The organism is Halomonas binhaiensis (assembly GCF_008329985.2).
Classification (GTDB): Bacteria; Pseudomonadota; Gammaproteobacteria; order Pseudomonadales; family Halomonadaceae; genus Halomonas; species Halomonas binhaiensis.
The window spans coordinates 1,463,483-1,484,407 of sequence record NZ_CP038437.2; the positions used below are offsets into that span (position 1 = coordinate 1,463,483).

The 20,925-nt window shown below is 57.7% G+C and carries 16 protein-coding genes; 5 read left to right on the plus strand and 11 right to left on the minus strand.

Annotated elements, in window-relative coordinates:
• Positions 1–7 precede the first annotated feature (7 nt).
• From E4T21_RS06355 to E4T21_RS06380, 6 genes are all read right to left on the minus strand, one after another.
• The gene (locus tag E4T21_RS06355; RefSeq protein WP_149284208.1) at positions 8–1,021 is read right to left on the minus strand and encodes a cupin domain-containing protein; all 1,014 of its coding nucleotides are present in this window, start codon (positions 1,019–1,021) and stop codon (positions 8–10) included.
• The gene (locus tag E4T21_RS06360) at positions 1,018–1,989 is read right to left on the minus strand and encodes a nuclear transport factor 2 family protein (protein ID WP_149284209.1); all 972 of its coding nucleotides are present in this window, start codon (positions 1,987–1,989) and stop codon (positions 1,018–1,020) included. The genes E4T21_RS06355 and E4T21_RS06360 overlap by 4 nt, the downstream gene beginning before the upstream one ends.
• A gap of 27 nt (positions 1,990–2,016) precedes the next feature.
• On the minus strand, positions 2,017–2,769 hold the full coding sequence (locus tag E4T21_RS06365; protein ID WP_149284210.1) for an SDR family NAD(P)-dependent oxidoreductase: 753 nt from the start codon (positions 2,767–2,769) through the stop codon (positions 2,017–2,019).
• A gap of 24 nt (positions 2,770–2,793) precedes the next feature.
• Positions 2,794–4,107, minus strand: coding sequence for a histidinol dehydrogenase (gene hisD, locus E4T21_RS06370; RefSeq protein ID WP_240349307.1), 1,314 nt, complete (start codon positions 4,105–4,107; stop codon positions 2,794–2,796).
• A 171-nt stretch (positions 4,108–4,278) separates the two neighbouring features.
• A complete protein-coding gene (locus E4T21_RS06375) occupies positions 4,279–5,889 on the minus strand; it encodes a sodium:solute symporter family transporter (protein WP_240349308.1) in 1,611 nt (536 codons plus the stop codon).
• A 197-nt stretch (positions 5,890–6,086) separates the two neighbouring features.
• Positions 6,087–7,280 (minus strand): LacI family DNA-binding transcriptional regulator, encoded by a 1,194-nt coding sequence (locus tag E4T21_RS06380; RefSeq protein ID WP_240349309.1) that lies wholly within the window; start codon positions 7,278–7,280, stop codon positions 6,087–6,089.
• 766 nt (positions 7,281–8,046) lie between these two features.
• On the opposite strand from E4T21_RS06380, the gene E4T21_RS06385 reads away from it, so the two are divergent.
• Positions 8,047–8,892 (plus strand): helix-turn-helix transcriptional regulator, encoded by an 846-nt coding sequence (locus tag E4T21_RS06385; RefSeq protein WP_205423468.1) that lies wholly within the window; start codon positions 8,047–8,049, stop codon positions 8,890–8,892.
• Positions 8,893–8,948: 56 nt separating this feature from the next.
• Here E4T21_RS06385 and E4T21_RS06390 read toward each other — a convergent pair whose 3' ends face one another.
• The 3 genes from E4T21_RS06390 to E4T21_RS06400 form a co-directional block, all read right to left on the minus strand.
• Entirely contained in the window at positions 8,949–10,364 is a 1,416-nt protein-coding gene (locus E4T21_RS06390) for an NAD(P)/FAD-dependent oxidoreductase (protein ID WP_149284212.1), read from the minus strand.
• A 68-nt stretch (positions 10,365–10,432) separates the two neighbouring features.
• Positions 10,433–11,812 carry a Na+/H+ antiporter NhaC family protein gene (locus E4T21_RS06395; RefSeq protein WP_149284213.1) on the minus strand — a complete coding sequence of 460 codons (1,380 nt, stop codon included), beginning with the start codon at positions 11,810–11,812 and terminating at the stop codon, positions 10,433–10,435.
• A 54-nt stretch (positions 11,813–11,866) separates the two neighbouring features.
• Entirely contained in the window at positions 11,867–13,207 is a 1,341-nt protein-coding gene (locus E4T21_RS06400) for an NAD(P)/FAD-dependent oxidoreductase (RefSeq protein WP_149284214.1), read from the minus strand.
• 207 nt (positions 13,208–13,414) lie between these two features.
• Between E4T21_RS06400 and E4T21_RS06405 the strand changes: the two genes are divergently transcribed.
• Positions 13,415–14,071 (plus strand): GntR family transcriptional regulator, encoded by a 657-nt coding sequence (locus tag E4T21_RS06405; RefSeq protein ID WP_187775123.1) that lies wholly within the window; start codon positions 13,415–13,417, stop codon positions 14,069–14,071.
• An 81-nt stretch (positions 14,072–14,152) separates the two neighbouring features.
• Here the strand turns inward: E4T21_RS06405 and E4T21_RS06410 are convergent, their stop codons facing one another.
• Complete coding sequence (locus E4T21_RS06410; RefSeq protein WP_149284216.1) at positions 14,153–15,037, minus strand: LysR substrate-binding domain-containing protein; 885 nt, start codon at positions 15,035–15,037, stop codon at positions 14,153–14,155.
• Positions 15,038–15,267: 230 nt separating this feature from the next.
• On the opposite strand from E4T21_RS06410, the gene E4T21_RS06415 reads away from it, so the two are divergent.
• The 3 genes from E4T21_RS06415 to E4T21_RS06425 are packed head-to-tail and all read left to right on the plus strand — an operon-like array spanning position 15,268 to position 19,389.
• The gene (locus tag E4T21_RS06415; protein ID WP_149284217.1) at positions 15,268–16,764 is read left to right on the plus strand and encodes a sodium/glutamate symporter; all 1,497 of its coding nucleotides are present in this window, start codon (positions 15,268–15,270) and stop codon (positions 16,762–16,764) included.
• Entirely contained in the window at positions 16,764–18,386 is a 1,623-nt protein-coding gene (locus tag E4T21_RS06420) for an amidohydrolase (protein ID WP_149284218.1), read from the plus strand. Before E4T21_RS06415 ends, E4T21_RS06420 begins: the two co-directional genes overlap by 1 nt.
• On the plus strand, positions 18,373–19,389 hold the full coding sequence (locus E4T21_RS06425; protein WP_187775124.1) for a CobW family GTP-binding protein: 1,017 nt from the start codon (positions 18,373–18,375) through the stop codon (positions 19,387–19,389). Before E4T21_RS06420 ends, E4T21_RS06425 begins: the two co-directional genes overlap by 14 nt.
• Positions 19,390–19,397: 8 nt before the next feature.
• On the opposite strand, the gene pdxR is transcribed toward E4T21_RS06425, so the two are convergent.
• Positions 19,398–20,867: a MocR-like pyridoxine biosynthesis transcription factor PdxR gene (gene pdxR / locus E4T21_RS06430; RefSeq protein WP_149284220.1), complete on the minus strand. Its 1,470-nt coding sequence runs from the start codon at positions 20,865–20,867 to the stop codon at positions 19,398–19,400.
• Between the last annotated feature and the right edge of the window lie 58 nt (positions 20,868–20,925).

Below are 20,925 nucleotides of genomic sequence, written 5' to 3' on the forward strand. Positions count from 1 at the left end.
TGGACCGTTAGCATCTCTTCTGCGGACCAGACGGGGCATCTCCGCCGCGTACCATCACCAGTTCCGTATCGATATCGGCAAGTATTTGATGATCCCAATGCTGGGGAGATGTAAAGGTATCGCCCGTCTCCAGTACAAGCTCACCAGCCTTGCTGACCAACCGCACTCGGCCAGATTGCACGAATATCACCTCGGGTTCCTCGCAGTGATATTCAGGTGTGTGCGAGCCTTCTGCCATCCGTAGCATGCGAAGGTGGAAGCCATGCGGCCACCAGCCGACGATTGGGCCAGGGCCAAAACCGTCTCCGCTGGCTGCGGGAGCGATCACCGAGGACTCTTCTACCCCAGGGGCAGCAAGCATGCTGGAGGGGTTGGGGCGCAAATCCTCATGGCGCACCAAGCACTGTGCCAGCCGGTCTGGAGACGGAGTGACCAGGCGCGCGATCTCCTCTGCATCCGGGGCCGTTTCGAGTTCGGCGTCTTCGGGTAGTGGTTCGCCACGGTCCAGGTCCACGAGGCGACCGCTCTTGAGCAGTACCAGCCCATATTGTTTGGCCAGCTCGAAGACGTTTGGTGCCCAGCGAACCCGACCGGGATCATCTCCGCCCAATACCACCCACAGAAAGCCGATGCCGGAATCGAGCTTTTCGAAACCTCGGAACATGTGGGTCGGCACGCTTACAACGTCACCTGGGCTGATGTCGAGGGTGCCGTCCTCGCGATCCGGTCCGAAGAACAGTCGCCAACGGCCGGTATGCACGACAAACACCTCGGCTCCCTCGTGAGAGTGCTGAGAGTTGAGGCAGCCATCGGGCTGTCGGGCGCCTCCGACATTGAAACCATGGGGTTCGGAGATATGCACATGCTGGTCAGTGCTTTCCGCAACTCCTGGGCCGATGATGGTGAAGTTCTCCTTGCGGTCAGAGCCAGGTGAGCGGGTGTCGATAAAGGCATTACGACAAGGCATCAGGTCGTCGTAACGCACCCTGCGATGACATAGTGTGTCCAGATCCCAAGTCATGAGGCCTCCTGTTGGCGATGTTGGGCAATCTGGGCATGAATGGCGATCTCGTCGAGCATGTGCCATTCGCGTACCACCGTATCGCCACGCAGCTCGGCGTGTGTGATACCGAGCAGTACCACCGGGGCTCCGCTTGCAGAACCGAACGCGCCATTCCCTTGGTGAGTTGTCTCAAGCGACCAGCGAAACGCGACACGACGCGCTGCTCCGGTATCCTCACGATCAATCCAGTGGTGGATGCGAAACTCTCCTGAGGGAAAAGCACCTTTATAGGCGAACCAGAAACGCTCCAGGTCATCATGTCCACGCAGTGTCCTTGCTCCCGGGACCTTGGTCTCGATAGCTCTGTCGTAGCCGTTTCGCAGTTGCTCGATGCGGGAATGCTGCCAGAGGTCCCGGTAGCGCACAGCGATGGGACCTAAGGTGTCGATGTCCAAATCCCCCTCTGGGCCACGCCAGCGATCTACCAGGGCTTCCGGAGCAGGCAGCTTGGCTTTATCGGCCAGGTTTCGTCCCATGGTTTCAGGCGAGTGCCCCAGTTGCAGCGCCAGGCCTGCTTGGTCGCGGACCAGCCACTCGTCGACGATACGGTTACCGCGACACAGGCAGTCTGCGATGGTCATTACCTCTGCGCGTATGCCGGTTGGCGCACCGAAAGTACCTTCACCCAGGTGGGTCATATGAGAAAAAATACGATGCGAAGAGTAATAGGTCCCTGGCTCATCTTCGCTATCGATCACGTCCTCGCCGAGCAGGGTGCGGTCGGGAAACTCCTGCAGGGTTTCCAGAGTGCCGAGTATCACTTTCTCAACGCCACAGAACGCAGCAGCTGGAGTTTTTACCGGACAGTCCTCTGCGTAGTAGTCGCTAATCAGATCGATACCGCGTCCCTCCCAAATCCATTCTGTGATCTTGAGGATGTAGTCACGAAGGTCGTCGAAGCGATCATCGAATCCGGACAGGCTCATATCATTCTCCTAGTGGGCCTCGTGGGTTTATTGGGCAGTCCAGCCACCATCGACCATCAAGGCACTGCCGGTCACCATGGCGGCAGCGTCTGAGGCAAGGAAGGTCACTGCTCCCATGATGTCTTCGAGTTGTCCTAAACGGCCCAGCGGGATCTTTGCCAGAACCTCATCGCGAAAGCCAGGTTCGGCCAGGAAGGGGCGAGTCATGGGGGTTTCGACAAAAGTGGGGCAGATGCTGTTGACGCGAATGCCGCGAGCGCCGAGTTCTACGGCCATCGAGCGAGTCATGCCCTCTATCGCCGATTTAGAGGTGCAGTAAAGAGTCCGGTTGGCGGCTCCTACATGGCCCATCTGGGACGACATGTTGATGATAGAGCCGCCTCTCGGCATGGTCTCTGCCACCTTTTGAGTCAAGAAGTAGGCCGCACGAACGTTGATGTCCATGACTGCGGCGTAGTCTGCCTCACCGATATCGGCGAGTGGCTTGGGGCGGTTCGTGCCGGCATTGTTGACCAGGATATCGATGGTGTGAGCAGTCAGGGCTGAGCACACCGCGCTGGTGTTGGTGACGTCCAGGGCCAGTGCTTCGGCGGTGAATCCGGCGGCGGACATCGCCGCTACTACTTCGCCGAGCGCCTTGGCGTCACGGGCCATTAGAATCACGCGGGCACCGGCCTCGGCCAGCGCACAGGCCGCGGCCAGACCCAGCCCCTTGCTGGCACCGGTTACCAGGGCAGTGCGTCCATCCAGTCGTAGGCTCGGTGTCTGAGGTAATGCCATGGTGGCCTCCATCATGGGATCGACTCAGGCTTTCACTTGGCCAGCGTAGGGCACATCGCGCTTGCCATATCGGCGAACGCGCTCGTTGGCCTGTTCGCCGTGACCAGCGAAACCCTCGAGAGCACAGAGTCGCGAACAGTAACTGCCGATACGAGCGGAGGCCTCGTCCGTCAGGACCTTCTGATAGGTGCAGGTCTTGAGGAACTTGCCGACCCACAGTCCCCCGGTATAGCGCGCAGCCCTCTTGGTGGGCAGGGTATGGTTGGTACCGATCACCTTGTCTCCAAAGGCGACATTGGTGCGCGGACCCAGGAAGAGCGCGCCATAGTTGGTCATGTTCTCAAGGTACCAGTCAGCGTTCTCTGTCATTACCTGGACGTGCTCGTAGGCCATCTTGTTGGCGACCTGCAGCATTTCTTCGTGACTGTCACAGACAATGATTTCGCCGTAGGTCTCCCAGGACTGACGTGCGATATCGGCAGTGGGCAATTTTTCGAGCAGTTCCGTGATGGCTTGCTCAGTCTCATGAGCCAAAGCCTCGGAATTAGTCAGCAACGCACAGGGGGAATTGATGCCATGTTCAGCTTGACCTAGCAGGTCAGTGGCACATAGCAGGCCATCGACGCTGTCGTCGGCGATCACCAGAGTCTCTGTGGGGCCTGCGAAAAGATCGATACCGACACGCCCAAACAGCTGACGCTTGGCCTCGGCGACGAAGGCGTTACCTGGGCCAACCAGCATGTCTACCGGAGCGATGCTCTCGGTGCCAATGGCCATGGCGCCTACCGCCTGTACTCCGCCCAACACCAGTATCTCGTCGGCACCCGCCAGGTGCATGGCGGCGACAATTGCCGGATGAGCCTTGCCTTTGTAGGGCGGAGCAGCGGCGATCACGCGCTTGACGCCAGCCACCTTGGCGGTCAGCACGCTCATATGTGCAGAGGCAACCATCGGATAGCTGCCTCCCGGGATATAGCAGCCCACTGAATCGATAGGGATATGCTTATGGCCGAGAATGACGCCGGGGCTGTTCTCGATTTCGACCTCTTGCATAGATGCCAACTGCGCTTCAGCGAAGCGGCGTACTTGGGCTTGAGCAAAGCGAATATCTTCCAGTGCCTGAGGTTCGACCTCGTCGATAGCCCGGTCAATCTCCTCCTTGCTCAGAAAGAAGCTTTGAGGCGACCAGTCATCAAAGCGTACAGAGAGCTCGCGCACAGCGGAGTCACCATTGGCCTCAATGTCAGCCAGCGTGGATTCGACCAGTTCGCGAACCTTTCTATCAGCCTTGGCACGTGTTTCGGTGGTGGCGCCGGACTTGAGATAACGAATCATCATTTCACCTCGGGAATTGCATTTATTGGTATCGGGTTTGGCGTCTTTGTTTGTTGTTGAGACTCTGGCAATGAGCTCATCAAATGCTTCGTGCATACGAATGCAAAAAAGATGCTGTTTTCTGTATTGTTATTCGAATCTGTCAATGATTGCGGACAGGTTTTCTAAATGACGTCAGATCAGAACCGTAAGCAGGTACAAGAAGGCCAGTGTCGCCAGGAAGAACACCACCAGCAGCCAGCTGATGCGGTCCACTTTTCCGGGAATCAGGTACCAACCTTGATCCTTGGCTGCGAGGTTCTGATCACGAAACATGATCTTCTGCCCCTGAATGGTATAAGGCGAGAGTTCAGTCTGGCGTCCATCCAGCAGCAGGCTAACAACGATAGCGACTGGAATGTTGACCACTGCTCCTATTGCACAGAACCAAGGCCAGGCTATCTCGGTCTGGGTAGCGGCATACCAGACGGCCACGAAGCCGACGGCAACTCCGATTAACAGGCCACGCTCGGAGGTATGGCGAGAGAAAAAACCAAGTGCATACATGCTCAACTTGGCGCCAACGAAATATGAACCGACCTTGGTCAGCAACTGCAACACTGACCCTTCGCTTTGGGCGAACAGAATGGCAGGTACGATAATCAACACTGCCCAGCCTACCGTGAACCAGCGCGAGGCCTTGAGATAATGAGCCGAGGAAGCATCCTTCATGAAGTACTTCTCATAGAAATCAAGCGTCGTCACTGTTGCCAGCGAGTTGAGTGCGGAGTCAAGGCTCGACATTGATGCAGCGACCACTGCGGCAGCGACAATTCCCAGCAGGCCAGGCAAGCCATAGTCGGCAGCGAACTGCAATACGATGGTATTGCTGTTTTCGAACTCGCGGCCACCATAATAGCTATAGAACAGTACTCCCATGAACAGGAACAGGAAGTAGATGAAAAAAGCTGCAAATCCCATGAACAGGAAAGATTTTTTTGCATCGCCGATGTTCTTGGCCGCAAGCGCCCGCTGCACCACCATCTGGTTGGCACCATAGACAGTGACATGATAAAGCACCATGGCGATGACACCGGACCAGACGGTTGCCTCAACATGAGTGTCGAAGGACCAGTTCATGATATCCATCTTACCCTGAGCCTTGAGTTCGCCCAGGGTTGATACCAGAGATTCTGGCATGCGATCGAGCAGTGCATAGAAGATGATTCCAGCTCCCACCAGTAGAATCACTGCCTGCAACACATCCGTCCAGATGACTGCGGTGATCCCACCCATCAGGGTATATATCAGGGCGATCAAAGTGATCACCAGGATGGCGGTAATGACATCAACACCGGTAATGAAGCTGAGCACCAGTGCAGTGGCATAAAGTACCGCGGCTGAGGACAGTGTCTGTGTCATCATGAAAATGATTGACATCACCCCCCGGGCTTTCTTGCCGAAGCGCTGCTCCTGATATTCGTAGATGGAGGCCACGCCGCTGTTGTAGAAGAACGGCAGGAACAGGGTTATCACCAGGAATACCACCAACGGGTAGTTGATCTGAATCATCATCACGCCAAGTCCGTTGCTATAAGACCAGGCGGGGCCACCAAGAAACGACATGGCGCTGACATAAGTCGCCATTACCGATAAACCGATGGCCCACCAGGGAATGGACTTATTGCCGAGATAGTAGTCTTCGGCGCTGTTGACCTTAGTACTTAGCAGTGACCCCATAGCCAGATTGCCTATGAGATAGACGATCAGGATCGTCCAATTGAGTAACCCGAAACTTTCCATCATGGCGCCCCATTATCATTATCTTGGTTGGCAGTGCGGGGAAAAATGGCATGTTTTGAATACGATTGCAAAAATGAAGTGCACGTATCCATATCGAAATGCCATGCTGGGGAAAAAGAATAAAATTTTTCTAAATCAAGTGGTTATCGCAGTGCTGGCGAGGGTCTTACTCTTGCCGTCATGAGACTAAAGATTTAGAGCTAATCGAGAGTTGCTTCACGAACCGGAGATCGAACGCTATGACGCAGAATGGGAGTGACTGGCAGGATACGGCTCTCCGCGCGAAAGTCACCTTGTCGGATCTGCCGCAAGAGTAGTGTTGTGGCCTCTTCAACCATCTGGTCTACAGGTTGCCGCACGGTAGTCAGGCGATAACTTGGCCAAGCGGCAACCGGAGTATCGTCAAAGCCGATCACTGAGACATCCTCAGGGATCCGTAAATTAAAGTCATCACGCAGGGTTTCCATGACCGCTATGGCCATGTGATCACTGGCGGCGAAAACCGCATCAGGGTAGGGAGGGGCTGTGAATAATTGCCGTGTTGCTGCGCGTGCCTGCTCAAAGTCGTAGTCGCCATGGGCTATTGCATGGCATTGCTTGCCAAGCGAGGCCAAACCATCAACCAGTCCCTGATAGCGATGACGGCTGGTAGAAGAACTCTCGAGCCCTGCCAAATAGGCGACCCGATCATGACCGGCCATGGCAAGGTAGCTGCCGACCCAGAAGCCACCATGGTAGTTGTCACTGTAGACCTGACTGATTCCATCGAAATCTACCTTGCGATTGACGAGTACTACTGGAATGCCACTGTCGACACATTCGCGGGCCAGTGAGGAGGTGAGTGAGGCTGACATCATCAGAATACCATCCACTTGGCTTTGAAGTATGCGCTCCATGACGCCAGAAAAATCACCTGCCTCAGGAACCACGAACAAAAGGAGATGATAATCTTCAGCTTGAAAACGCAATGAAGCTTTTTCAATGACCAGTGGATAGAACATGTTATCCAGGTGCGAGAGCACCAAGGCAATGGTACGCGACGATCGAGTGATCAGTGAGCGAGCGATACTGTTAGGTCGATAGCCAAGCTCCTTGGCAGCTTTGAGCACCTTGTTTTTGGTCTTCTCCGAGATACTGGCCTTGGGAGAAAAGCAGCGGCTGACTGCCGACTGCGAAACTCCCGCACGCTCGGCAACATCGCGGGATGTAATCGTTCTCTTCCTCTGCATACCTGTCGACCTCGGAAAGAATACGTAATCAACATTATCAGATGTAGTGCTGAAAATCTTCCAGCAGCCTAAAATGCCGCATGTTTTCAATATGTTATTTTTTTGATTTCTATCAGCCTGGTGCAATTCAAGCACTTTCCATATGACGGCACTATAACCTTTCAATCATCTATGCAACCTGGGCAACAAAAACCATCATGAGATCAATATCGGATCGGTAAGACGGATAGTTTTATGCCGTATCTGCCGCAGTGAGGAAAGATAATGCCCGATATCCCCGTCAATCTTCGATACGAGTATGGCTGCGGCCTTCGCAGTGCTGTGAAGAAGACAAGGATCTCATCGTCAAGAGTGGTATCACACTTGATTGGCTGGACATCTGTTGGTCATCGAAGCACTGGGACGACATGGGCATCGGTCCGTCACTGCGAATGCAACCATATGCAAACAGGCTGATAACATCGACACCTGCTATCGAGCGATATTGCCCGCGTCCAGCAGATAGGCGTGCTGGGCACGGGCATCCATGGAAGTACAGGAATGCAAGAGCAGAAGCCACCCAAGGCAATGCTCTCCGGTGACGCCAGCGCCAGAATGCTGTGAGTATCGTGGCTAGCAAAACCAATGGCCCCGTAAATCAGTGCTCCCATGGCGGTCAACTGCCTCCCGATATGAAAAGGGGAAAAGCGCTTGGGCGAGGGGGGCCAAGAAGCGTTCATATCACCAGTCCTACCGGCAAATTGGTGAAAAAATCCAGCGCCAGTCAACTCCCGCCAACAGGCCTCCGATCACGGTCCAGAGGTGGCCGCCACTGCTCCCCCGTGGACCATAAGACCACCGTATGCACCTGCTTGACCGGGTTGCTATAAGCTTGCCGGATCAGTGCAATGAACGACCAATGACCCTCCATCATTGAGTCTGAGGATCCATCATGCCAACACTGGAACTGCTGGCCTGGCACCGCGCTTTCGGCCAGTTGCTGGACAAGCTCGACGATAGCGGTTTCTGGCTATCGTTGATTCGCCTGCTGCGTGGGAAAGCCGACTTTCACACCTGGGCGGTATTGCTGTACTTGCCTCATCAGGCGCCACGTATTCTGGCGCACAGTGGTGAAGAGGAGGGCAGCGACCAGGAACTGTTCGACGACTACCGGAAGGGGCTGTATCTGCTCGATCCCTTCTATGTCGCCCTGACAGACCGGCAGCGTGAAGGGCTCTATCGCCTGGATGATGTTGCGCCTGACTGTTTTGCTTCCACGGAGTACTACCAGCGTTATTTCCAGCGCAATGTGGTGAGTGATGAAGTGCAGTTCAATCTGGCTCTGGAAGGTGGTGCTACCTTGGCGTTGTCGCTGGGAACGCGCCAGCCATACAGTGATGAGGCGATGGGCTTGTTCAGCCTGGTCCAGCCCTGGTTGTTGCCGTTGATGCGTCAGCGCTGGCGTCATGAGAGGCAGCGGGCTGGTACCGATAGTGATCATCGGGACCTTCCCGGAGGGGAGGAACCGAGTGTGTCTCTGGCACCAGAACTGGATGTCTCGAAGGGGATTCGTCTCCTGGATGAAGGCGTGCTGACAGAGCGTGAACGGCAAGTCTGCCAACTGATGCTGGGGGGCGGGTCGGCCAAGAGTATTGCGCGCAAGCTGGACATCAGTGTCGAGACCGTACGCAGCCATCGCCGCCATCTCTACCACAAGCTCGGCGTCAGCACTCAGTCGGAGCTGTTTGCTCTGTTCTGGGCCAGCTATTCGGGTACCCCGTCACGTGATGGTGGCTGAGGTGGGGCACTCCAACCGACGAGCATCACGTGTGCTCTCCCACGCCTTGCTTTCGTTCACTCGATCACTGAAGCGAAAGCGTCATTCAAGCGTGTGAGTCCGTTGCTGAGCACAGGAATGTGACGCTGACGGCGCATGAGAGCCTCTTCGCCGGCGTAGCTGAAGAGAATGGTTTGCGCGGCCAGCCAGCGTACCGGCTCAGGTTCCCAGCGCTTGACCACCTGTGTCAGTGAATGATTGTCGAACACCCATGGCATGCGCGTCAGCTCGGTGTCGCGTTGAAGAATCATGTCAGCGAGCGTGCGTCCCATCAGGTGAGTTGCGGCGACACCTTCCCCGGCATAGCCTCCCGCGTTAGCGAGTCCTTGCTTGCGGTCCAGTACGACGTGGGGCCGGAAACTGCGTGAAAGACCCAACGAACCACCCCAGCCATGGGTGATGTTCACACCTTCCAGGGCAGGAAACATGTCGACGAGAAGGTCACGGCGCATGGCCATGTCGCTGGCGCTGATGCCCGTGTCATGACGCGGATGGGCTCCCAGGCGATAGGCTCCACGGGCGCCGAAGACCAGGCGGCCGTCGCGGGTGCGCTGGCCGTAGTTGATCAGGCGGCTGGCATCGGCAAAGGTAGGGCGGTCGTGCAGTCCGACTTCCTGCCAGGTGGATTCACTGAGAGGCTCGGTGGCAATGATCAGGCTCTGCACGGGAATGACGTGCTGGCGCACATGGCCCAGATGTTCGCTGTAGCCTTCGGTAGCCTGCACGATCGTTTGTGCGGAAACACTGCCCTCGTGAGTACTCACTCGCCGTTCAGACATGGCACAGACTCGACTGTGTTCGTACAGGCGCACTCCCATGGCATCCAGACGCTGAACCAGGCCATTGACCAGCTTGCGCGGATGAATGGTGGCGACCTGGCGATGCCAGATACCGCCATAAGGATTGCGCATGCGTGCCATGGCGCTGAGCTCATCGGCATTGAGCCATACGCAGTCTTGCTCAGCGTGGCCGATTTCCAGTAAATGCTCTCGGTAGTGGCGCTGGATCGATTCCTGCGCAGGGTAGCGGGCGGCAGCATAGAGTGCCCCGCCTTTATGAAAATCCGCATCGATACCTTCTGTGGCGAGTGTGGCGCCGAGATGGTCGACGTTGTTGGCCAGCAAGCGGCAGCAGGCTTGGCGCTGCTGGCGATCCAACCCATGCAGATGACGCTCCAGTCCTGCGAGGTTACCTACCACCCAGCCGCCATTGCGTCCTGACGCACCATGTCCGAAGCGCTCGGCTTCCAACACGACGACTTCCAGCTGCGGAGCTTCATGCTTGAGGTAATAAGCGCTCCATAGTCCGGTAAAACCACCACCGACGATGACCACATCGGCTTGCAAGGGACCTTCCAGCCTGGCAAACGGCGCACAGGGCTCACCCTGTGAGTCGTCCCAGTAAATGTTGTGAGAGGTGTGTTCTGTGTTCATGGCGGTTCCCTGGATGAACGGTCCTTGAATGGTTCCTTGAATACCCTAGCCCTTGAATCAACCTGCCCTTACATGACAAAGCCCAGCACCAGATACATGGCGGCAGCCAGGCAGCCAGCCAAGGCTGCATAAGGCAGCTGGGTGAGGGCATGCTGGAAAGGCGTACAACCGCTGGCCTGGGCGGTCAGGACCGTGGCATCGGAATAGAAACAGGCGTGGCTGCCAAAGGTACTGGCCGACAGGGTCGCACCGATGACCAGTGTCATGTCGGCATCAAGGTTCTGCCCGAGAGTGGTGACGATCGGCAGAATGATGACAAATACCCCCCAGTTGGAGCCGGTGGCAAAGGATACGAAGCCCATCAGCGTGAAGATGATGAAGGGCAGCATCTCGGCATTGATGAGTGGCTGGACGCTGTTGATGATGTATTCGTTCAGTCCCAGTGTGGTATTGACCTCGTTGAACAGGAAGGCCGCGACCAGCACGGCCAGCGCATCGAGCATCGACTTGAAGCCTTCGAGAATATTGTCGAAGGTCTGGCTGGGGGTCAGTTTCTTCAAGGCAATGAAGGCAACGATCATGCCGCCCAGGGTGACGAAGATGCCCATCAGGAAGTCGAGATCGAACCACCAGGTGAAGAAGGCCAGTGACATCATCGGCAGCAGGAACATCCAGATACTGCTTTCGGTGGTGTCACTGGCCTGCAGGTGAGCAATCTCGTCGTCGATATGTTCGGCTCCGGGAGGCACGCACTTGCCTTCGTTCTGGGCACGCAGTTCGGCGCGCTTCATTGGCCCCAGCAGCGGTATCTTGCCATAGGCGACCAAGGGGACCAGGGCGACAGCCAGCCAAGGATAGAACATGAAGGGGATGGCCTGAATATAGGCCAGCACGCCAGCGCCATCCGGTGCCAGGCCATTCTTCTCGATCAAGGCGCCGAAGAATACCGCCCAGGTCGAGATGGGAATCAGCACACTGACTGGCGCAGCGGTGGAATCGATCACGTAGGCCAGCATCTCGCGCGATGTCTTGAAGCGGTCGGTGACCTGACGCATCGAAGTGCCAACGGCCAAGGAATTCAGGTAGTCATCGACGAACAGGATGATGCCCATGAACCAGCAGCCCAGCAAGGCACGCGGCTTGTTGGTGATATAGCGCAGCAAACCGGTGGCGAAAGCCTTGGAAGCACCGGACTTGAGCAACAGGGCGATGATACTGCCCATCAAACCACAGACCATGATGACCCAGGCGACGTCTTCGTCAGTCATCACGGCCATCAGGCTATCCGACAAGGTCGACAGGGCATCGCCGGGACCAATCAACAGCGTACCGACAAAGGCCCCTGTGACCAGGGGTTCCAGGGCTCTTCGGGTCCATAGTGCCAGGGCCAATACGACGACGGTCGGCAATAGAACCCACAGCCCGCTCAGAGGGAAGATGGCATCCATTCAATGTCTCCAGGGTTGTTATTGTGAGAAGACGCTGCCTGAAAGAGAGGGGTGTCAGCGCAGCTTTTCGCGCAGCTGGTAGTACCACATGCCAGCAGACAGCAGGCCGTTGCCGATGCGCTCGCTGACCGGAATCCGCCAGTGGTGCATATTGGCGAACAGGTCGAATTCCTTGAGTTGTCCACTGACGGCATTGGCCATGATTTCACTGACAATGTGCGAAGTGGCGATGCCATGCCCGGAATAGCCCTGGGCATAGAACACATTGGGCGACAGCTTGCCGAGCTGCGGGATACGGTTGATGACGATGCCGGCCATGCCTTGCCACTGGAAGTCCAGTGCCATGCCCTTGAGCTGGGGGAAGGTATGTTCCAGGCGGGGGCGTAATTCGGCACCGATGTCAGCGGAAGGTTTGCCTGAGTAGTTGGCGCCCCCGCCGAACAGCAGGCGACCGTCCGCGGTCAGGCGGTAATAATCGAGCACGAAGCGAGTGTCATACACGGCCAGGTCCTCGGGGTTTACCGATGCCTGTTGTGCCTCCGTCAACGGAGCAGTGGTGACGATACCCAAGGCCGCAGGGAACAGCTTGCCTTGCAGCGCCTTGCGCTCAAGGCGGTGGTAGGCATTGCCCGCCAGCACTACGCTGTCGGCGATCACCCGTCCCTTGGCAGTGACCACTGCGGGGGTATCGCCATGCAGGATGTCGAGTACCGGTGAATGTTCGAACAGTTTGACGCCAAGAGACGCCGCTGCACGGGCCTCGCCCAGACACAGGTTGAGTGGGTGCAAGTGCATGTTGAAGTTGTTGCGAATGGCGCCGTGATACAGCGAGGTACCGATGACATTCGCCGTGGCTGGCGCATCGAGCCATTCCACATGCTGACCGATCTCGTGCTGCTGTGAAGCCTCATAATCGCGTCTGAGTTCATTGATATGGCTAGGCTTGTAGGCTGCCTGCAGGTGTCCGAACTTGAGGTCACAGGGAATCGCATACTTGTCGACACGCTGGCGGATGATGCGATGTCCACGCCAGCGCAGGTTCCAGACGAAATCTTCCGCGTTCTCCTGGCCCAGCCTCTTGCCCAATTGCTTGAGCATGGCGTCCTGGCCCGACAGGCTGCCGGTCACCTGACCGCCATTGCGTCCGCTTGCCCCCCAGCCGATCTTGTTGGCTTCCACCACCGCTACCTGAAAACCACGCTCAGCCAGCTCAATGGCAATATTCACTCCAGTGAAGCCGCCACCGATGATGGCAACATCGACACGTTGATCGCCTTCCAGTTGCGGATAATCGGACGCCTGATGAATCGTGGCCGCGTAGTAGGAAGAACAGTAGGAAGCACAGTAGGAAGGGCTGTGAGGAGAGCTGTGAGAAGAGTCGCGCGATTCGGACATGGACGCTCCTGTCGAGGATGAAAAAGTGTGATCACACGTTGTGATCACACTAGCAGGGGCATACCCTGTACACAAGGATGTGTTGCTCAGCACCTTGGCATTGGCTGCATGACAGCAAGGAATGATGGGGTGAAAATGCTAAAGACTTGCAGACCGGAGTTAGAGAAGCCTGTGGTTGAAAAACATCACGACATCGAGAGTGGAGCAATGGACAGCGTTGGCGCTGAAAGCGATGCACCGTACATGCCGGATACGGCATCGACGCGCTTGCACAGCGCATTGAAGCTGCGTCTGTGTGAAGGTGACTTCGCCCCGGGAGACGTGATCTCCATTCGCTCGGTGGCGGCGGAGTATGGCACCAGTGCCATGCCGGCCCGTGAAGCCTTGCGCTGGCTGGTGACTGAAGGGGCCTTGGTATTTTCGGACAGTCGCAAGATCATGGTGCCGAAGCTATCAAGAGAACGTTTCCACGAGGTGCTGTTCGCGCGCAAGAGCCTCGAGACGCAAGTCTCGCGACAGGCGTTCGAGCAGTTGGGCTGCGATGATATCGAGGTGCTGGAGGCGTTGGACGCGCAGATCAACCGCGCTATCGAACAGGCTGACCTGCCCAGTTACATGCGTGGCAACTATCGTTTCCATTTCCACATCTATCAGCGCAGCGGCTCGGTGGTGCTGTTGCCGCTGATCGAGACACTCTGGCTGCAGTATGGACCCAGCATGCGGCAGATCTGCATGCGTTGGGGAGCCTCCATCAGCGATGACTATCATCGGGAGATCACTCAGGCTCTGCGGCGTGGTGACAAGGACGCATTCTGCCGCGCTGTCGCCGCCGACATCGAACAAGGCATGATGCTGCTCGATTGAAAGTGGAGTGAATGAAAGTGGAGTGAATCAAAGTGGAGCGGATGGCAGCAGCACGACACAGCCTGATATATGCAGCGAGTGTCATGAGCGTTGTTCGAGATGATCGAGAAAGGTTTGCTGGGCCGGCGAAATCTCTTCCTTGCGCCAGGCGACTTCTGTCACCAGGCTTTCGTCCACATCGCTGAGTGGCACCATCCTGACCCCTTTCCTGACATAGTTGCGCGCACATTCCAGGTGCACGGTAACGCCGAAATTGCAGGCGACGAAGGCGAAAACCGTTTCGCTGTTGAACGTCTCCTGGGCAACCTGAGGCACAAATCCTGCCTTGGCACAAATATCATCCACTCGCTTGCGAAAGTGAAACCACATATCCCGGGAGCCGAGGATGAAAGGTTCGTGGGCCAGTTCCTGCAGACAGATACTGTCGCGCTGGGCCAAAGGGTGAGACTCGCTGACTGCTGCAATGAAACGATCACGCTGGATCGGGCGAGAGGCCAGGCCCGGTGTCAGGTTGGGGCCGGTGATGAATCCGAAATCCAGGCGTTTCTGCAGGAGCGCTTCCAATTGCTGAGCCGTGGATCCGAAGGCCAGGTCGAAATGCAGGTCGGGATGTTGATGGCGAAAGTCGTCGAGGATGGCAGGTAACTTGCCGGAAATGGCGAAGTCGGTATAACCAATGGCCAAGCGTCCTATTTCTCCGCGCCCTGCACGCTGTGTTTTGGTCACGGCCTGTTCAAGCTGGCTCAGAACCTGCTGGCTTTCCTCAACCAGTACACGGCCTGGTTCCGTGAGCTCCACCTGTCGGTTGTTGCGTCGAAACAGGGTTTCTCCCACGGCATCTTCCAACTGGGCAATCGTGCGGCTCAGCGCCGGCTGGGCAACGTTTAGCTGTTCTGCGGCACGACGGAAGTGCAGGCAGTCGGCAACCGCAAGCAGAGCACGAAGGTGGCGAATTTCAATGCGCATGATGATGCCTCCAGGGCATCAATGAATATATAAATGATATTATACATGCAACAACTGACTGCCTAGCCTGAACGAGGGTCGAGCATTTCTCTCCTTCTCGACAACTAGCTCGACAACAACCTCGACAACTACCGAACGCCAACGACAACGACAATGAAGGGCAAGGTGGGTTCCTGTATTGCCTGTGTGCACTGAGTGAACTTGCCTTTCCCGTATCAGGTGAGGCCGTTATGCAAGATACCTTTCATGGCGTGATAGCCTTCGCGCTTCTCGCTTTCATGCTGCTGTTGGGCAGTCTGTTGCGTAGCCGTGTTCCCTGGCTGCGCGCTTCTTTGGTTCCGGCCAGCATTGTGGGTGGTGTACTGGGGTTCGTGCTGCTGAGCCTAGGTTTGCTGCCCGGTTATTCCCCCGGAGACTTCACCACCCTGACGTTTCACTTCTTCACGCTGAGCTTCATGTCGCTATGCCTGATTGGTACCCGGCGGCATGGTGGACTGCAGGGGGGAAGTATTGTGCGGGGAGGCATGTGGCTGACCCTGGCCTGGAGCGTCAGCCTGGGTATGCAGGGGGTTATCGGTTATGTGCTTGTCTCGGTCTATGATGCGGTGACCGGCTCGAATGTCAGCGCCTGGTTGGGTGCCATCGTGACGCATGGCTTTACCCAGGGGCCCGGACAGGCTCTGACCTTCGGCAATATCTGGGAAGACACCTATGGTGTGGCGAATGCGGCGCAAGTTGGCCTGATCTATGCCTCCCTGGGGTTCCTGATGGCCTTTGTGGTTGGCGTACCGCTGGCACGCCGCTATCTCAACAAGGGGCTCAATGCCAATCAGGCTTCGCGTCTGGATGTCAGCTTCCGCCAGGGTTTCTTTCCTGCTCCCGAGCAAGGGGAGGATGCAAATTCATCGGCGCCCAGCATGGGGCGCATGGTTTCGCACCCGGCCAACCTGGACTCCCTGGCCTATCACCTTGGGCTGCTTGCTGTCGCTTATGTCATCACGCACCTGTGGCTGACCTTCATGCAGGGAGTGATCGGCGACGCTGCTCCGATGGGGATCAACCTGGGGGTGCTGTTCAGCCATAACCTGTTCTTCCTGCATGGGCTTGGTGTCTGTGTGGTGATGCGCAAGGTCATTGATCAACTTGGCCTGGGCCATCGTATCGATGACGAGACCTTCAAGCGCATCACCGGAACTTCCGTGGATTTCATGGTAGTGGGGACGCTGATGAGCATTCAGTTCTCGGTGCTCTATGCGTTGCTGACCCCGGTATTGCTGGTGGCCGTTGCCGTGACCCTGGCCACCTTGCTCAGTTGCCTGTTCATCGGACGCATGAGCGGTCGGCTGGGGCCGGAAAGGGCCCTGACGTCCTTTGGTTGCTGCTGTGGTTCCACCGGTACAGGCCTGCTGTTGCTGCGCATGATGGATGCTGACTTTTCCACCTCGGTGCCCAAGGAACTGGCGTTCTTCAATCTGGCGATCATCGTGGTCAATTTCCACCTGCTGATGATATTTGCGCCGATCGTGCCTTCCCTGAGCGGAGGTGCCTATCTGGCCGTCTTTGGCGGCACCGCTATCGTGATGCTGGCCTGCCTGCCACTGATGCGGTACTGGGAGCGGCGTGGTGCCATGACCTTCAAGGCAGTCAATGCCGACAAGGCTGCCGACAGGCCAAACGGATATGGCGTGGTCGCCAATTCATCCCCCAATAAAGGAGTGGTGTCCTGATGACAGTGACTGTCTACCCTGCGCGGCGCATCCTGACCATGGATCCGTCCCAACCCGAGGCTACCCACATCGCTGTCGATGGCGACCGGATTCTGGCAGTGGGAGGCAGGGATGCGATGCCTGCCGATGCTGTCATCGACCAGCGCTTTGCCGACAGGATCATCCTGCCTGGCTTTGTCGAAGGACATAGCCACGCCCTGGAAGGGGCCATGTGGGATTACCTCTATCTGGGATATTTCACTCGCCGCGGACCTGATGGCAAGGACTGGCCAGGCATTACCAGCGTCGCAGCGATGCAGGAATGTCTGCGCGAGCAGGCTGCGCATCTTGCCCCCGGAGAACCCCTGGTGGCCTGGGGGTTCGATCCGGTGTACTTCCCTGGTCAACGCTTGACGCGTAGCGAGCTTGATGCGGCAGTCAGCGATCGCCCTGTCGTGATCCTGCATGCCAGCCTGCATGTGATGACCGTCAACAGCGTCATGCTCGAACAGGCAGGCATTCAGGCCGGGCCCAAGGTCGAAGGGGTGATGTGCGATGCGCAGGGCCTGGCCAATGGCGAATTGCAGGAAATGGCGGCGATGTTCGTGGTCTTCGATGCGCTGGACGACAACCTGTTTGAGGCGGTTGCTTCACCACAGGTATTGCAGCGCTACGCAAACATTGCGGCAGCGGCAGGGGTGACCACGATCACCGACCTGTACAACCCCATGACCGATGCCGCCATCGAGGCCATGATCGAGGTCACGCGGTCGCGGGATTATCCAGTACGCCTGGTGCCAGCCATGGGCGTGCTTGGCTGGTCCGCCGATGAAGGCATCTCGCGCTTGCAGGCTGCCATGGCGCATAACCATGAACGCCTGTATTTCGGCCCGGCCAAGCTGATGACCGACGGCTCGATCCAAGGCTATACCGCGCGCTTGAAGTGGCCGCACTACCACGATGGTCACGCCAATGGCCTATGGAATGCTGCGCCGGAAACCCTCATGGAACTGGTCCATGCCTACCATCAGGCCGGGTTGCAACTGCATATCCATACCAATGGCGACGAAGCGGTGGCATTGATGCTGGAAGCCATCGAGCAGGCGCTGACCCTGTGGCCCCGAGCGGATCACCGGCATACCTTGCAGCATTGCCAGGTCATCGACCACGCGCAGATGAAGAAGGCGCAGCGGCTTGGCCTGTGTCTCAACATGTTTGCCAACCACATTTATTACTGGGGCGATATCCACTATCAGCGCACCTTGGGTCCATCGCGCTGCCAGCGACTGGAACCCTTGGCATCGGCACGTCGCCTGGGCATTCCCGTGGCCATTCATTGTGACGCCCCGGTCACTCCGTTGGGCCCCTTGTTCACAGCCTGGTGTGCCGTTAATCGTCAGACTGCCAGCGGTCGTCAGTTGGGCCAGCATGAGGCCGTCAGCGTGGCCGAAGCATTGGAGATGATCACCCTGGGGGCAGCCTTCACGCTGGGGCTGGATGATCGCGTCGGCAGCCTTGAAGTGGGCAAGTTCGCCGATCTGGCGATTCTCGATGAGGATCCGTTGGCTGTCGATCCGATGCATCTCGGCCAGATCAAGGTACATGCCACCATGCTGGGAGGCCGGGTGCATGAGGTCTCATGAGCAACAGATACCGCTCACCGTGATCGCCGGGTTTCTGGGCGCGGGCAAGACCAGCTGGCTCAATGCACGTATCGCTGCTGGTGATGTCGGAGACGCGCTCATTCTGGTCAATGATGTGGGCGCCGTGAATGTCGATGTGGCATCGATCGAGTATCGGGACGACCGCGTGGTGGCGTTGAGCAACGGTTGCCTGTGTTGCTCGCTCGGCGGGACGCTGGCCGAGCAGCTGTCCCAGGCACTGCGCATCAAGGAGCGCCCGGCCGAGATCATTATCGAGGCCAGCGGAGTGGCGGATCCCGCTCGTATCGCCGACATTGCTCGCCTGGCACCAGGCCTGCGGCTTGAAGAGGTCGTGGTGCTGGTGGATGCCAGTCAGGCAACACGCTTTGCTGCGGATTCTCTGGTCGGGAGCTTGTGGCAGGTCCAGTTGGCCGCGGCGCAGCGCTTGCTGGTCAATCGTCTGCCGCCAGAGGGTCGGTCACGGGAGGATCTACTGTGCTGGCTAGGCGAACGAGCCCCTGACGCCAGACTGGAGATCCTGCCTTTATCGGTTCATGCAGGGGAGATGGAGAGCTGTGGGGAGATGGAGAGCCGTGCGTCAGAGCTGAAGAATAGTGTCATGGCCGATGCCCCCGCTTTTACGCCACGGCGGCCAGGGAGCGGTACTGATGCGGTCTCTACTATCTCTGCCGGTCCTCATGGACTGGCCCATGAATCGGTGAGCTTCACCCAGGCCATTGATACTTCGGTTGTCGAGTCGCTATTGCATGAACACCGTGACGTGCTGTTGCGTGCCAAGGGGTTTATTCGCTGCCGCGATGATGGCCAGAAGGGAATGGAATGCTGGCGTAGCCTGCAACTGAGCGGAGGGCGCCTGGTCTGGCGCCCTCAGGTAACACCGGCATCGCGTTCGGCACTGGTCTGCATCGGTCGCGGCGGAGAGCGCTTCGCGGGGCTGGTTCGCTGTCTGGAAGCGCTGGGCGGGCACGCGCTGGGGCGCTGATCGCCTGATCAGTTCGCGACCATGGCTTGGAGCAGTAAGGTTGCCAGACGCTCTATGCCCGGCTCGATACGGGCATCGTCGATGGCGGAAAAGCCCATGCGCAGTACATTGCGGTGCTGCCCGTGCAGGTAGTGCAAATCGCCGCATTCGATCAGGATGTCGTGCTCCCGGGCCAGCTGGCACAGGCGTGCAGCGTCCAGTTGCGGCGGGCCTTCCAGCCAGAAACTAGAGCCACCGAAGGTGGAGCGGGTGCTCAGCTCGGGCAGGTGCTTGTCGAGGGCTTCACGCATGAGCATCCAACGCCGCTGGTAGGTCTGGCGTAGCTGGCGCAGCAGGGCATCGTGATAGCCGCGATCAAGGAACAGGGCAATGGAACGCTGGTTGTTGGTGGCGGGATGGCGCAGCATCAACCGGCGCAGAGCCCTGGCTTCCTGAATGAATGCCGGCGGCGCCACCATGTAACCCAACCGGAGACCCGGAGCCAGGGTCTTGGACAGGCTGCCGACATAGATGACTCTGCCTTCTTCGTCGAGGCTCTTCAGCGCTGGCGTCGGGTTGTCGACGAAGTTGGTTTCACTCTCGTAGTCATCTTCGATGACCAGCAGGTTGTGGCGCTTGGCACTTTCCAGCAGCAGGCGCCGACGCTCCATGGGCATGGTGACGCCGGTAGGCGACTGGTGACTGGGTGTGACGTAGGCCAGGTGACACCCACTCAGGCGTTCGTCTGGCACCATTCCCTGATCATCGACGTCCATGGCCACCACCTGATCAGTAAAGGTGCGGGCGATATTGGCCATGTCCACATAGCCGGGATTTTCCATGGCGAAGCGGCGTCCGGGGCCGAGAACCAGCATGGCGGTGATCCACAGGGCCTGCTGGGCACCCACGGTAATCAGAATTTCCTCTGGACGTGCCCATACGCCGCGCCTGGGCAGCAGGCGTTGGTGAATCTGCTCGATCAGCAGAGGATCGTCCTCACTGAGATGATCCGCCGACCAGTGGCGAATGGCGGGTACGCTCACCGAGTCGCGGCTGCATTCGCGCCAATGCTGGGTCGGGAACAGAGCGGGATCGATCTGGCCATAGAGAAAGGGGTAGTCGTACTGCAGCCAGTCGCGTGGCTTGGTAATGCTGCGCTGCCGTGAAGGGGCCATGGTCAGCAGCGTGTTCCAGGGCAACTGGTCCTCGACAGGGGCGGGCTGGGCCACCGCCTCGACTCTACCGCCAAGAATGTCCGGATTGACGAAATAGCCGCTGCGCTCTCGAGCGATGAGGTAACCGTCATCAAGCAACTGCTCATAGGCCAGCATCACGGTATTGCGGGCGACGCCCAGCTCCTTGGCCAGCTTGCGGCTGGAGGGCAGGGCTTCATCTACCGGCAGGTGCCCTTCGAGAATCGCATGGGCAATCTGCTCACGCAGTTGGCTCTGCAGGCTTTGAGGTAGTGAAGCGTCGAGATGAAACAGAAGGGCGCTCATACGATGTTGTAATTTCCATTGTTCATGGGGAAAAGCCGAATAAATCAGCACTTTCCTT